The 14016-nt window shown below is 67.7% G+C and carries 11 protein-coding genes and 1 pseudogene; 8 read left to right on the top strand and 4 right to left on the bottom strand.

Annotation, left to right across the window (positions count from 1 at the left end):
* Window positions 1-41 precede the first annotated feature (41 nt).
* Window positions 42-884 (bottom strand): RimK family alpha-L-glutamate ligase, encoded by an 843-nt coding sequence (locus tag HR086_RS03650; RefSeq protein WP_174455669.1) that lies wholly within the window; start codon window positions 882-884, stop codon window positions 42-44.
* A 296-nt stretch (window positions 885-1180) separates the two neighbouring features.
* Between HR086_RS03650 and HR086_RS03645 the strand changes: the two genes are divergently transcribed.
* A complete protein-coding gene (locus HR086_RS03645) occupies window positions 1181-1717 on the top strand; it encodes a YceI family protein (RefSeq protein ID WP_174455668.1) in 537 nt (178 codons plus the stop codon).
* 9 nt (window positions 1718-1726) lie between these two features.
* Here HR086_RS03645 and HR086_RS03640 read toward each other — a convergent pair whose 3' ends face one another.
* A complete protein-coding gene (locus tag HR086_RS03640) occupies window positions 1727-2743 on the bottom strand; it encodes an endonuclease/exonuclease/phosphatase family protein (RefSeq protein ID WP_141644754.1) in 1017 nt (338 codons plus the stop codon).
* Window positions 2744-3030: 287 nt separating this feature from the next.
* Between HR086_RS03640 and HR086_RS03635 the strand changes: the two genes are divergently transcribed.
* A complete protein-coding gene (locus HR086_RS03635) occupies window positions 3031-3171 on the top strand; it encodes a hypothetical protein (RefSeq protein ID WP_174455667.1) in 141 nt (46 codons plus the stop codon).
* 38 nt (window positions 3172-3209) lie between these two features.
* Here the strand turns inward: HR086_RS03635 and HR086_RS03630 are convergent, their stop codons facing one another.
* Complete coding sequence (locus HR086_RS03630) at window positions 3210-4127, bottom strand: sulfotransferase domain-containing protein (RefSeq protein ID WP_174455666.1); 918 nt, start codon at window positions 4125-4127, stop codon at window positions 3210-3212.
* A gap of 962 nt (window positions 4128-5089) precedes the next feature.
* Between HR086_RS03630 and HR086_RS03625 the strand changes: the two genes are divergently transcribed.
* The 5 genes from HR086_RS03625 to eno all read left to right on the top strand — a co-directional run bounded on the left by HR086_RS03625 (window position 5090) and on the right by eno (window position 12307).
* Window positions 5090-6526 carry a DUF3375 domain-containing protein gene (locus tag HR086_RS03625; RefSeq protein WP_174464882.1) on the top strand — a complete coding sequence of 479 codons (1437 nt, stop codon included), beginning with the start codon at window positions 5090-5092 and terminating at the stop codon, window positions 6524-6526.
* Window positions 6523-7137 (top strand): DUF4194 domain-containing protein, encoded by a 615-nt coding sequence (locus tag HR086_RS03620; protein WP_174464881.1) that lies wholly within the window; start codon window positions 6523-6525, stop codon window positions 7135-7137. The genes HR086_RS03625 and HR086_RS03620 overlap by 4 nt, the downstream gene beginning before the upstream one ends.
* A complete protein-coding gene (locus HR086_RS49370) occupies window positions 7134-10517 on the top strand; it encodes an ATP-binding protein (RefSeq protein WP_174464880.1) in 3384 nt (1127 codons plus the stop codon). The genes HR086_RS03620 and HR086_RS49370 overlap by 4 nt, the downstream gene beginning before the upstream one ends.
* Window positions 10514-10951 carry a DUF2220 domain-containing protein gene (locus tag HR086_RS03610; RefSeq protein ID WP_174455662.1) on the top strand — a complete coding sequence of 146 codons (438 nt, stop codon included), beginning with the start codon at window positions 10514-10516 and terminating at the stop codon, window positions 10949-10951. Before HR086_RS49370 ends, HR086_RS03610 begins: the two co-directional genes overlap by 4 nt.
* A gap of 72 nt (window positions 10952-11023) precedes the next feature.
* A complete protein-coding gene (gene eno / locus HR086_RS03605) occupies window positions 11024-12307 on the top strand; it encodes a phosphopyruvate hydratase (RefSeq protein ID WP_174455661.1) in 1284 nt (427 codons plus the stop codon).
* 84 nt (window positions 12308-12391) lie between these two features.
* Here eno and HR086_RS03600 read toward each other — a convergent pair whose 3' ends face one another.
* On the bottom strand, window positions 12392-13423 hold the full coding sequence (locus tag HR086_RS03600) for a hypothetical protein (protein WP_174464879.1): 1032 nt from the start codon (window positions 13421-13423) through the stop codon (window positions 12392-12394).
* Window positions 13424-13608: 185 nt separating this feature from the next.
* On the opposite strand from HR086_RS03600, the pseudogene HR086_RS03595 reads away from it, so the two are divergent.
* Window positions 13609-14016 (top strand): annotated as a pseudogene (locus HR086_RS03595) (ornithine cyclodeaminase family protein); the annotation flags it as partial.

Genomic DNA, 14016 nt, shown 5'->3' with positions numbered 1-14016 from the left:
CAAAATGACAGCGGCTGTGTCCCGATGGACCCCCACGTGTTTCAGGCCCCAGCTGGGGGGCGGGTCCGCAATTTCTCCCGGAGACATTCCGCCAATTCGGAACACAGCTGCTCGGGGAAGCCCGACAGGCCCGGCGTGTCGTTGCACTCCAGCAACACGAAGCGCCCCTCCTGCGTCTCCAGGAAGTCGAGCGCGACGATATCAGCCCCCAGGTGCTCCAGGGCCCGCCGGGTGTAGCCCACCAATTCCTCGGGAGCGTCGATGACCTGGTGTTTTCGCGTCTGGACGTTGGCCTTCCAGCCCGCGCCCGCGCGCGACATGGCCCAGAACTGGTCCCTGATGGCCAGGCAGCGCACGTCCCGCCGGTAGTCGATGAAGGGCTCGACAGCCGCGTAGTCATCGGCGGCGAACAGCAGGTCCGCGACCTCGAACCACTCGGACTCTTTTCGCACCAGCGCCTTCCCGTAACCGCCATGGTGGTTACCCACCTTCACGACGAACGGCGCGGGTCGGGCAATCCGGCGCACCATGTCGTCACCGAGCGCGACGTCGAAGGGGATGACGGGCAGGCCCGCCTCGCGAAGCTCGGCGAGCATGGACAGCCGGTCATGACACCGCACGAGCGTCTTCGCGGGGTTGACACACGGCACGCCGCTCAGTCGCACCAGGTCCAGGACCGTGCGATGGCGCGGGTCCGGACGGATGGCGCCCACGCGCCAGAAGACGCCGTCGACTCGCACCGCCGCCTCTCGGGTGATGCACCACAGGATGCCCTCGCGCAGCACCCAGGCGGAGTCCTGGAGTCGGACCGGGATGACCTCGGCCTCCGGGAAGTAGGTCGGCCAGTGCCGCTCGCCGTTGACGACCACGATGTTGGGACGCATCTGTTCTCCGGAAAGCATCCACTGTTCGGAGGCTGGGGAAAAAGCGCCAAGGCGTCCGAGTGTACGGGCCTTGTTTGTTTTACGGCGACACCCCGACGGGGGCTCGCGCAATGTCTGACATCGTCCACGCTCGCCTGCGCGCGCGCCACGTCGGGTAGGCATTCACTTCGCGTCGCAATGTTTGAAGCGTCACTCGAATAGGCCACCTGGGGTGCGTTCTTTCTCTAGGATGACTGTGTCCGCGGTGACCCGCTCGCGACGCTCCCCCTCGACTCCTCACCCAACGAGCCCCCCTCATGCCCGTGACCTCCTGGAACATTGATTCATCCCATTCCTCTGTCCTGTTCATCGCCCGCCACATGGTGGTGGCGCGCGTGCACGGCCGCTTCGAGCGCGTCTCCGGCGTGCTGCGCGTGGACGCCGAGCGGCCGACCCAGGGCGAGGTCGAAGTGAGCGCGGAGACGGCCAGCATCTACACGGGCGCGCCGGACCGCGACACGCACCTGCGCTCGCCCGACTTCCTCGACGCGGACGCCGCGCCCAGGCTCACCTTCCGCAGCACGAACCTGGAGCCCACCGGAGGCGCGGGCTTCCGGCTCCTCGGTGAGCTGACCATCCGCAACGTGACGAAGCCCGTCGTGTTCGAGGCGCGCCACACGGCCACGTCGAAGGACCCGTGGGGCAGCATGCGCCTCATCTACACGGCCAAGGGCACCATCAACCGCTCCGACTACGGCATCCGCTGGAACAAGACGCTCGACAACGGAGGGTGGCTCGTCGGCGAGAAGGTGGACATCGAACTGGACATCCAGGCCCTGCCCGCCGCGAGCTGAAGACGCGGCTCAAGGCGAGGGAAGGAAGTCGGCCAGCACGGCGGAGTGGTCCGAACCGCCAAACCCACCGCCTCCTTCCCGCGCCGCGCGGAACGAGCCCGGCACATAGGTGCCGCCCGCCGCGTTCGCGACGAACAGGTGGTCGATGGCCTGCTTCTGCCCGGAATAGACATAGGTCCAGGTCTGGTCGTCCGGCCGGTCCTTCGCCACGCGCAGCAGCTGTCCATCTCGCTCCATGGCGGTGATGGGCGCCGAGCCGGGCACGTCGTTGAGGTCGCCGCCCATCACCACCAGCGCCTTCGGCGCGCGCGCGGCGGCCTGCGCGACGATGGTCCGCGTGGTGTCCGCCTCCGCGTAGCGACGGCCCGGGTCGTCATCCACCTTCGAGCGGAAGTGCGCGGCGAAGACGATGACCTCCTTGCCGTTCACGTCCAGGTGCACCTCCAGCAACTCGCGCGAGAAGCGCGTCGTCGAGCCATCCGGTCGCGTCAGGACGCGGTCCCGATGGCTTCCCACCGAGGTGATGGGGAAGGCGGACAGCACCGCCACGTCCACGGAGGCCGTCCCACCCGTCTCGCCCAGCACGGCGTGAGGAAACTCCGGCAGCCGCGCCTGGAGCGCGTCGAGCCCCACCTGGGTCTCCACCTCCGAGAGCAGCACGATGTCGGCGTCAAGCGTGGTGAGGGAACTCGCCAGCCGACCCACCTGGGCATCGAAGACGCCCGGCGTGGGCAGGGCTTCATACTCGGAGCCGCCGCACTTCCCTGAGTCGCAGACGGTGTCGAAGAGGCGATGAACGTTGAACGCCGCGATGCGCACGCTCCCCTCGGGCCGGACGACCTGGCCGCCGCCACAGGTGCCGGAGGGACACGGGTTCACCGGGCCTGGATTCTCCGGAGGAGGCCGCCCCTCACAGCCGAGGACGCCGAACAGCAGGCCCATGAGCAGCGGAGCACGGCGAAGAGAAGAGACGCACGCGCCGATGACTGCGGAGCGGTGCGGGCCACGGATGGGGAGCAGAGGCATTCGGGCGGGCACAGTACCACCGCGAAGTGGACCGGCCCCCGACGGCGAAGTGTCTCCGTCCTCGATTGCACTCGGGGCATGAGCTGCTAGGTTGCCGCGCGCCGTTGACGCCACCCGTCATTGTCTCAAGGGCGACCTCTCGTCGGGTCCCCGAGGGAGCGGGCGGTAGGGTGCTCGCGACGGGTGGGCGAGGTGACACTCCCCTTGGGATGTGTCGCCGGTTACGCCTTCATCAGGGATGCTGGGCGTGTACGGATGGTGCTGACTCTGTGGCTGGAGGCGTGGACATGTTCTGGGAGATTCTCATTGGCGCCGCGGTGATGACGCTCGTCACGGTGCTCTTCACGGGGCCCGGGATGTGGAGCTCCAGCTGGGGCTGGAAGAACGACAAGCAGAAGGGGAAGGACCCGTCCAAGCCGGACGTGTAGCCCCAGCGCTCCAGGTGCGGCCGGGCGAGCGTTTGGCCCTACGGCTCCGTGGCCACCATGCCCAGCCGCTGGCGAGCGCGGACCACCCGGGTGTCCAGCTCCGCGCGCTGCTCCTCGCTCAGCTTCGCGCGGCCCTGGCCCACGCCACCCTGGTGGATGAAGGTGCCTCGGCCCTGGAGCGCCGCTTGCGGCCCGCGCATGTCGAACCGCTCGTTGTGCTGCTTCATGTACGCGATGCCGCACCGCTCCAGGATGTTGCCCAGCCGCGACTCGTCGATGGGCAGCTCGCAGAACGCGGCCACACGCCTGACGCCCGCCTCCAGGTTCTCAATCAAGTCCTCGTAGCGCACGTGCAGGACGTTGGCGTCCTTCCGGTGCGGCCACCAGGACTCGAGGTGCCCGAGCCACGGGTTCTCCACATCCATCACCACCCGAAAGTAGCCCTCGAAGGGCAGGGGCGTGGCCTCCATCAGACAGTGGTGGTGGTAGAGCGAGCCCAGCGAGTCCGCCGCGTTGCGCGTGACGTAGATGATGCGGCTGTGCCTGGGCGGCTTGAGCTGCTGGAAGGGCAGGTGCGACTTCAGGATGCGCGGTGAGGGCAGCGAGTCCAGCAGGGGCTCCGTGGTGGCATCGCGGGGCAGGAGCTCCAGGAAGGGTGACACCTGATTGATGTGCTCGAACTCGCCCCGGCCTTGCGTGACGAGCTGGAAGACAATCATCTGCATCCACGTCGTTCCCGCCTTGGGGCTGGTGGCGATGTAGATGTCTCCGCGTCGCGGTTTGAGCCAGACATATCTCAAACGCACCCACCGGAGCCATTCGGCGGTCGCCAGCAGCCGCCCTGACAGCCACGTGAGTCCGATAATGGATTGACGCAGCAGGGAGCGCAGCCAGGGGCGACTGCGCGGCACGGAATGAGCCGGTGACGACATGAACGACGCACTATGCACAATCACGTCGACACAACCAATGCAGGATTGGCGTGGCTCGCGGAGGCGTCCCGGGAATTGGAAATTTTCAGTAAGCTAGTCGCAGACACCAGGGCAATCCGCACCCCCTGTGTTAGGGGAGCAGGAGTCCGTGGGGTCGTCGACGCACCGCGCATCAGGTCCGGAGGCGACGCAGCCGCCGAGGAAACCCCCGCAGCACTCGACGTAGCCGGCGGGAACGTCGCAGGTCGACGGGTAGGCGGAACAGTTCCCCGTCGCGGACCGGGCGAAGACGGTCACCTGCACGCACGCCCCTTCGTCGTCATCGTCGGAACCACAGGCGCTCCACAGCAGCGCGCCCAGCACCCAACCTGCCAGCGTCAGTGTCTTCATGAGGGGCATCTTGGAGACTCCAGTCCCTGCATTGCGCCGGGTTCCTTGGCGGATGTCGAGCGGATGACGTCATTTCACCCGAAGACCCAGCACGGCGCAGCTCTGTACTTCCCGCCGGGTTGCCCAGGAGGACAGGGCGGTGGCGGCCTCGCCGCGCTTTGGCGCTTCGCGACGAATGGGAAGTGGGCCGGCCACGCCGTGCCTGGACCCATACGTCGTGAGAGGTCCCATGTCGTCACTGACCTGTCGAGTCGCGACCACCCGGTGGGCGCTGGTTGACGCGCTGCTGACCCGTTGGACTGTCTTTGAAGAAGGAGCGCCGTCCTCGCGGTCTGGCGCGTCGCTCCTGTTGCGGTGAGCCGCTTCGACATGCTGGAGACCTCCGTGTGCCTGGTCGCCCACGCGGGCGCGGAGCCGGTGGCCACCTCTCGCCTGCTGTTGCCCAACGTCCGGGTGGATCGGGCCATGGGGGCTCGTGCTGGGCGAGGTCCCTCGCGGGTGGGCAACCAACCAGGCACGACACCCATCTTCATCAACACAACCACCCCGTGGGGTCACCCGGGCATGTCAGAGGCGCGGTGTAAGGGTGATACTTCATGGACTTCGCGACGCTCGAAACCCTGCGACTGAAGCATCCCGCATGGCGGCTGCTCGTCGCGGACCACGCCTCCCTCATCGTCAGCTTCCTCCACCGCGTCTTCGTCGAATCCAACGCCCGCGCCACGCCCCAACGGGAACTGGTGCTGCGCCTCGAAGACCATCTGCACGCCCTCCGCGAGCGGCGCGGAGAGGCCGCGTTTCCTCGAAGTGCTGGCGCGTATCTCGACGAGTGGGCCGCCGACAGCGCGGGCTGGCTGCGCAAGTTCTATCCGCCCGACACGGATGAACCGCACTTCGACCTGACGCCCGCGGCGGAGCGCGCCATCCGCTGGTTGAGCCAGCTCACCGAGCAACCCTTCGTGGGCACCGAGTCCCGATTGCTCACCGTCTTCCATCTCCTCCAGGAGATGACCGAGGGCACCGAGCCCGACCCCGAGGCCCGGCTCGTGGAGCTGGAGCGCCGCAAGGCCGAAGTGGAGGCGGAGATCGCCCGCGTGCGCGCCGGCCACCTGGACCTGATGGATGAGTCCGCTCTCAAGGACCGCTTCCAGCAGATGTCCGACACCGCGCGCGGACTGCTGTCCGACTTCCGGGCGCTGGAGGACGGCTTCCATGCGCTGGACCGGCGCGTGCGTGAGCGCATCGCGACGTGGGAGGGAACGCGCGGCGAACTCCTGGAGACGGTGCTGGGCGAACGAGACGCCATCAATGGCTCCGACCAGGGGCGAAGCTTCCGCGCCTTCTGGGACTTCCTCATGTCCCCCGAGCGCAAGGAGTCGCTCACCCGGAACCTGGAGCGCGTGCTGGCCCATCCCGCGATTCAGTCGCTCCAGCCGGACTCGCGCCTGCCGCGCATCCACTTCGACTGGCTGGAGGCCGGCGAGCACACCCAGCGCACAGTGGCGAGGCTGTCCGGTCAGCTCCGCCGCTTCCTGGATGACCGCGTCTGGTTGGAGAACCGCCGCATCCTCCAGGTGCTGCGCGGCATCGAGAAACACGCCCTCGCCGTGCGCACGCGTCCCCCCACCGTGCCCCTCATTTCGCTCGACGAGCTGGCACCCACGCTCGAGCTTCCGCTGGAGCGTCCCATGTACTCACCGCCCGCGCGCACCCGGATGGCGGACGAGGAGGTGCTGGAGGCGACCGAGGACGTGCCCTCCGAGGCCCTCTTCAACCTCGCGTTCATCGACAAGGCGCGGTTGAAGACGCACGTCCGCGAGGCCCTCCAGTCACGCGAGCAGATCTCCCTGGCGGAGCTGGTGCGGGAGCACCCCTTGCAACACGGCCTCGCGGAGCTGGTCGTCTACCTGAGCCTTGCCTCCGAGGACAGGCGCTCCTCGGTCGATGAGGCCCGTACGCAAGAACTCTTCTGGACCGACGCGAGCGGCCACCCGCGCCGCGCCACCCTTCCCCTGGTGCTCTTCCTCCGATGACGACCCCCGCTCAGCGTCCCTCCGAAGGTCCCGATGCCCTGTCACTCGTCGTGGTCTCCCTCTTGAAAGGTGTTGTCTACCGCGAGGACAACTCCGCGCTGTGGCAGTCCCTGCTCCAACTGCAGGCCCGCGTGCGGGACCAGGTGTCCGTGCTGGGCATGCGGTTGATGCTCGACGAGTCGGAGGGCCACGCGTTCTTGCGACAGCGCTCGGAGGGGGAGGGCGCATCCGAGCTGCCTCGGCTCATCGCGCGCAGGCAGCTGGGGTATGGCCTGAGCCTGTTGCTCGCGCTGCTGCGCAAGAAGCTCGCGGATGCGGACGCCGCGGCGGGGGGCGGGCGGTTGGTGCTCCGGCGCCATGAGCTGCAAGAGCTGGTGAGGCTGTTCCTCCCGGATGGCACCAACGAGGTCCGGTGGGTGGAGCGCGTGAATCAGGACATCGAGCGGGCGCTGGAGATGGGGTTCCTCCGAAGGCTGGGGGAGGAGGACACCTTCGAGGTCCGCCGCATCCTGAAGGCATTCGTCGATGCGCAGTGGCTGGAGGACTTCGAGCAGCGGCTCGCGGCCTACCGCGACCAGCTCGTCGAGAAACAACCCGGAGGTGTGGAATGAGCACGGTGCGTCCTCTCACGCAGGCGGACCTGTTGGATATCGGCGCGCCCAACGAGCGCGCGGGGTTTCGACTGCGCCGGTTCGAGGTCTACAACTGGGGCACCTTCCACGACCGCGTGTGGCACCTGGAGCTCCAGGGTGAGAGCGGGCTGCTCACAGGAGATATCGGCTCGGGCAAGTCGACGCTGGTGGACGGCCTGGTGACGCTGTTCGTGCCGCCCCAGAAGCTCGCCTACAACAAGGCGGCGGGCGCGGAGGCCCGGGAGCGCTCACTGCGCTCCTATGTGCGAGGCCAGTACAAGTCCGAGCGCGGCGAGGGAGGGCAGGGCGCCAGGCCCGTCTTCCTCCGTGACGCGCCGACGTACTCGGTGCTGCTCGCCCACTTCCACAACGAGGGTTATGGCCAGGACGTCACGCTCGCCCAGGTCATGTGGATGCGTGAGCCGGAGGGCCAGCCCGCGCGGCTGTACGTGGTCGCGGATGGGAAGCTCTCCATCACCGAGCACTTCTCTCGCTGCGGCTCGGACCTGAACGCGCTGAAGAAGCGTCTCAAGGACCTCTCGCGCGAAGTCCATGAGACGTTCCCTCCATATCAGGCGGCCTTCCGGCGACGCTTCGGGCTGGAGAACGAGCAGGCGTTGGACCTGTTCCTCCAGACGGTGTCGATGAAGTCCGTGGGCAACCTGACGGACTTCGTGCGCCAGCACATGCTGCCTCCCTTCGACGTGGAGACGCGGCTCGCGGCGCTCATGGGTCACTTCGATGACCTCCACCGCGCGCACGAAGTGGTCCTCAAGGCGAAGCGGCAGGTGAGCCGATTGGAGCCGCTGGTGGCGGACCATGAGCGCTTCACCGCCCTGTCCACGGAACTCGACGCGCTGCGAAGCTGCCGCGACGCCCTGCGACCCTGGTTCTCCGAGCAGAAGGCGCGACTGTTCGAGGCGCGGCTGGCCAGCCTGGAGGCGGAGCGTGAGCAGGTGCGCCTCCAGGCGGAGCAGGTGCGGGAGCAGCGCGAGCGACACGGGGCCGACCGGGACAGGCTGCGTCAGTCCATCTCCGCCAACGGGGGAGACCGCCTGGAGACCGAGAAGGCGGAGTTGGTGCAGCGCAGACATGAGCGGGACGAGCGCGTGCGGAAGGCGGACCGCTACTCGCGGATGGCCCAGGCGGTGGGCCTGCCGGCCGCGACGGAGCTGGAGGTCTTCCTCTCCAATGCGCGCTCGGTCCAGCTCCAGCGCGAGGCGACCGCGAGCGAGCTGGCGGAGGTGCAGAACACGCGCACGGAGGTCGTCATGGACCTGCGTGACATGAAGAAGGCGCACGAGGCCGTGTCCGTGGAGCTGGAGGCGCTGCGTCGTCAGCGCTCCAACATCCCGGCGCGATTCCTCCACCTCCGGGCCCGGCTGTGCGCGGACCTCCAGCTGTCCGAGGACGCGCTCCCATTCGCCGGAGAGCTGCTGCGAATCCGCGACGAGGCGCGCGACTGGACGGGGGCCATCGAGCGCGTGCTGTACTCGCTGGGCGTGTCCCTGCTGGTGCCCGACTCTGACTACCCGCGGGTCGGTCAGTGGGTGGACCGCACCCATCTGAACGAGCGGCTCGTCTACTACCGCGTCCGGGAAGAGGGCCTGACGCGGGTGCCACCGGCGCGGCCCGAGTCCCTTCCGCACAAGCTCGCCCTCAAGCCGGGCTCCAGCATGGCGCCGTGGTTGGAGGCGCAGCTCGCCCGGCAGTTCGATTACACCTGCTGCGACACGACGGAGCAGTTCGTTCGCTCACGTCAGGCGCTCTCTCGTTCGGGACAGGTGAAGTCGGGCGGGGAGCGGCACTTGAAGGACGACCGGCGCCGCATCGACGACCGCTCGCAGTGGGTGCTGGGCTGGACGAACGACACCAAGCGTCAGGCGCTGGAGTCGGAGTCCCGCGCCTTGGAAGCGAGAATCCAGGCGGCCACCGCGCGGTGGGAGGCGCTCGAACAGCGCCACGCGCGGCTGCAGACCCAGGGCGAGCAACTGGGCCAGCTCGCCGTCTTCGACACCTTCCGGGAGCTCGACTGGCGTCTGGTCGCCAGCGACATCCAGCGGAGGGAGGAGCGACTCAAGGCCCTGGAGGGCGAGTCCGACGTGCTCAGGGGCTTCGAGCGGGAGCTCGACGCCGTCGAGAAGGAGCTGGCGGCGACCGAGCAGGCCTTGAAGGCCGTGGAGAAGCGCCAGGGACGCCTGGAGGAGAAGGAGGACGCGACGCGGCGGACGCTGACTGCGTGCCAGCGAACGATGGGGGAGACGTCAGAGTCCATCCGGGCCTGCTACCCGCGCGTGGCCACGCTCTGCGCGGAGGGGCAGGGGGGCGCGGCGCTCGAAGCGGACGCGTGCGACGAGCGGGAGCGGCAGGTGCGCGAGCGGCTCCAGACGCGCATCGACAGCGAGGCGCGCAAGCAGGAGCGGGTGCGGGATGCCCTCCTCGCCGCGATGCAGGCGTATCGCACCGAGTTTCCGCTGGAGACCCAGGAGCTGGCGGCGAGCCTGGAGGCCGCGGCGGAGTACGTGGCACTGCTCGGCTCGCTGCGCGCGGACGACCTTCCGCGCTTCGAGGCGCGCTTCAAGAGCCTCTTGAACGAGAACACCATCCGCGAGGTGGCCAACTTCCAGGCGCAGCTCCACCGGGAGCGCCACGGCATCCGCGAGCGGGTGGACACCATCAACCGCTCGTTGCGGGCCATCGACTACAACCCGGACCGCTACATCGTCCTGGAGCTGGTGCCGACGGTGGACGCCGACATCCGCGAGTTCCAGCAGGACCTGCGCGCCTGCACGGAGGGCACGCTCACGGGCTCGGAGGATGACGCGTACTCCGAGCAGAAGTTCCTGGAGGTGAAGCGCATCATCGAGCGCTTCCGGGGGCGAGTGGGCGAGGCCGACGCGGATGCGAAGTGGACGCAGCGGGTGACGGACGTGCGCAACTGGTTCAGCTTCTCCGCCTCGGAGCGCTGGCGCGCGGATGACCAGGAGCACGAGCACTACGCGGACTCGGGCGGCAAGTCGGGCGGACAGAAGGAGAAGCTCGCGTACACGGTGCTGGCCGCGAGCCTGGCCTACCAGTTCGGCCTGCAGTGGGGCGAGACGCGCTCGCGCTCGTTCCGCTTCGTGGTCATCGACGAGGCCTTCGGGCGCGGCTCGGACGAGTCGGCGGCGTATGGGCTGGAGCTGTTCCGCCGCCTGGACCTGCAACTGCTCATCGTGACGCCGCTGCAGAAGATTCGCGTCATCGAGCCGTACGTGGCCAGCGTGGGTTACGTCCACAACGAGGAGGGCCGCCGCTCCCGGGTTCGCAACCTCACCATCGAGCAGTACCACGCCGAGCGAGAGGCCCGGAGCGCATGAGCCGGGTGCTCGCATGGACCACTCCGGCGAACGTGCGGGAGCAGGTCCGGCGCGTCTGGGACTCGGGCCGCATCCTCTCGGCCCCGCTCTCCGGCGAGGCGCTCTTTCCGTTGACCTTGCGCCTGCGCCGGCCAGAGGGGGTGTACTACTGGGGCGACATCGACACGCATGGCTTCGCCATCCTCGACCGATTGCGCGCGCACCATCCCCGCGTCCATTCCCTGCTGATGGACCGCGACGTGCTGCTGGCGCACAACGCGCACTGGGTGGAGGAGGACAAGCCTCACCGGGGCACGCTGTCGCGACTCACCGAGTCGGAGGCCGCGCTCTACGAGGACCTTCGCCATCAGCGGCTGGGCGAGCGCGTCCGACTGGAGCAGGAACACATCGGCTTTCGCTGGGTGGAGAACACCCTGGCCCGACTGTCCGCGTGAGTCAGGAGATGCCCCGGTTCGCTCGGGGACTCGTGTCTTGACGCACTGGGACCGCTTCGCTACGAAGGCGCGATGACTACAATCGTCGGTGTCGTAGGCCGTGAGATTCTCGACAGTCGCGGCAATCCCACTGTCGAAGTCGATGTCATCCTGGAGAACGGCATTCGCGGTCGCGCCGCGGTTCCCTCCGGTGCCTCGGTGGGCACGCACGAGGCCGTGGAGCTGAGGGACGGCGACAAGAGTCGCTACCTTGGCAAGGGCGTGCTGAAGGCCGTCTCCGCGGTGAACAACGAGTTGTTCAACGCGGTCCGCGGGATGAACGCGGAGGCGCAGCTCGAAATCGACCAGACGATGATTGCCCTCGACGGCACGCCGAACAAGAAGAAGCTCGGCGCCAATGCCATCCTCGGCGTGTCGCTGGCCGTGGCGAAGGCCGCCGCCGCCGCGCGCGGGTTGCCGCTCTACCGCTACGTGGGGGGCGTCTCCGCCAACCTGCTGCCCGTGCCGATGATGAACATCATCAACGGCGGCGCACACGCGGACAACCCCATCGACTTCCAGGAGTTCATGATCATGCCCGTGGGAGCCAGGTCGCTCTCCGAGGCGGTGCGCATGGGCGCCGAGGTCTTCCACACCCTGAAGAAGGGCCTGTCCGAGGCCGGCCACGGCACCAACGTGGGCGACGAGGGCGGCTTCGCGCCGAACCTCAAGAACGCCGAAGAGGCGCTCGACTTCATCATGAAGTCCATCGAGAAGGCCGGCTACCGCCCCAACGAGGACATCGCCCTGGCGCTGGACTGTGCCGCCAGCGAGTTCTTCAAGGGCGGCGTCTACGACTACGAGGGCGAGGGCAAGAAGCGCTCCATCGAAGAGCACGTGAAGTACCTGGAGGGGCTGGCGGCGAAGTACCCCATCGTCTCCATCGAGGACGGGCTGGCCGAGGACGACATGGCTGGCTGGAAGCTGCTCACGGACCGCATCGGCAAGAAGATCCAGATTGTCGGCGACGACCTGTTCGTCACCAACGTGACGCGGCTGGCCGACGGCATCAAGAACGGCATCGCCAACTCCATCCTGGTGAAGGTCAACCAGATTGGCACGCTGTCGGAGGTCATGGCCGCCGTGGAGATGGCGCACAAGGCGGGCTACACCGCCGTGATGTCCCACCGCTCCGGTGAGACGGAGGACGCCACCATCGCGGACCTGGCCGTCGCCACCAACTGCGGTCAAATCAAGACGGGTTCGCTGTCCCGCGCGGACCGCACCGCGAAGTACAACCAGCTCATCCGAATCGAGCAGGAGCTGGGCAAGCAGGCGCGCTACGGCGGCCGCTCCGTGCTGCGCGTGGGAGCCTGAGGCGCGCGTCGGCGGCCGGGCGGAGTCGTCCGGCCGTCGTGCCGTCCGTCACGCGGGCGGGGAAGGTCCGCGTGACGGCGGGGCTCACGCGGCGAGCCCCAGGTTGCGCCGCACCGCCGGCTGCCTCACCTTCCAGATGAGGCTGTCGACGATGTAGTGGTGGAAGTTGAGCGTCTGGACGATGAGCAGGCTGGCCGCCGGAATCCACCCGAGTCCCTTGAGGATGAAGGTGTAGAGCAGCGCGGAAATCCCCACGCAGACCACCAGGTAGTGGAGCATCCGCCGGCTCTGGCTGAGCGTGGAGAGGAACGGGTGGGCCTGACTCACCTTGTCCCCGAAGCGGCGGTTGTGGAACAGCCAGACGATGAGGATGTACTGCGCGTTGTGCCAAACGTTGAGGCCCAGCCAGCCCGTCTCCAGGCTGGGGATGACGAAGTAGCCCAGCGTGAACATGCCCGTGTGCGTGGCCAGATAGAGCGTCTGCACGGGACTGCCGGTGCCGGAGCGCAGCGCGCGGACCTGGAACGTGGCCCAGGCGGCCACCGCCACCAGCGCGCTGGCCGCGGCCGCCCAGGCGACTTCCTGGGGCACCGGCAGCATGCGCACGTCCAGCTTGAGGAACGTGGTGGAGCCCTGCGAGGAGCGGTGGAGCAGGCCCGCCAGGGGCAGGAGGTAGAGCATCCACACCGTGGCCGGATTGTCCGAGGGTGGCCTGCGCGAGGCCCGGTCCAGGATGCGGCTGACGCCGTAGCTCTGCCGCAGGTAGTGCCACCCCTGCCAGTAGAAGTAGATGCTCATCAGCGGCCAGACGCCCGCGAGCTTGTACACGGTGAACGTCCCCGTGAAGACGAGCAGCGGCAGCACCCAGATGTGGAAGCGGTGCTGTTGCCGGCTCTCCCCGTCGAAGCCCAGCCTCGTGAAGGTCGACACCACATGGTGGTAGCCGAGCAGCCACACGTCGATGGTCAGCAGCAGCGGGAAGAGCGAGGGTTTCGCCAACGCGGCCAGGGCGAAGACACAGCCCAGTCCCGCGGTTCCCACGATGAAGAGAAGGTCGAAGCGGGGATTGCGAACCCAACCCCACGACAACTCCGCGGTGTCCGTCCGTGCGCTCACGGCGTCGGATGATACGGCCTGTGCTGAGGGCCTGTAAATCATGCAATGTCGGCAAGTGTGGTCATGGGCAATCAGGGATGATAATTCTTCTGGTCTGGTAATGATGTGTCGGATTGTTTTGATTGTCTTCACAGGTCCGACGGCTTGATGCAGAGTGCTCGCATCTCCACCCGAGGGGAGCGCCCGTGAAGACACTTCTCGTCACCCAGGCGGACCTGCGCAGGCTCGTGCAGGAGGTTGGAATCGATGCCCTGATGGACCAGGTCATCGAGGCGGTGGAAGGCGCCTTTCGCGCGTTCGACACGTCCCGGACGGAGCTGCGGCAGCGCGACGGTTTCACCCTGCGCAATGCTCGGACAGGCGTGCTGGAATGGATGCCAGTGATGCGCCAGGGGGAAACAATTACAATCAAAGTGGTGGGCTACAATCCGTTGAATCCCAGACGCTATGGGGTTCCCACCATCATCGCGACGAACAGTGTCTATGACTGTGAGACGGGGCATTTGAAGGCGGTGGTGGACGGGGTGCTGGCGACGGCGTTGCGCACGGGGGCGGCGTCCGCCATCGCGAGCCGCCACCTGGCGCATCCGGAG

The organism is Myxococcus sp. CA039A (genome assembly GCF_013336645.1).
GTDB lineage: Bacteria > Myxococcota > Myxococcia > Myxococcales > Myxococcaceae > Myxococcus > Myxococcus llanfairpwllgwyngyllgogerychwyrndrobwllllantysiliogogogochensis.
Note: the sequence above shows the minus strand (reverse complement) of the source record. Positions and strands in the feature narration are given on the sequence as shown.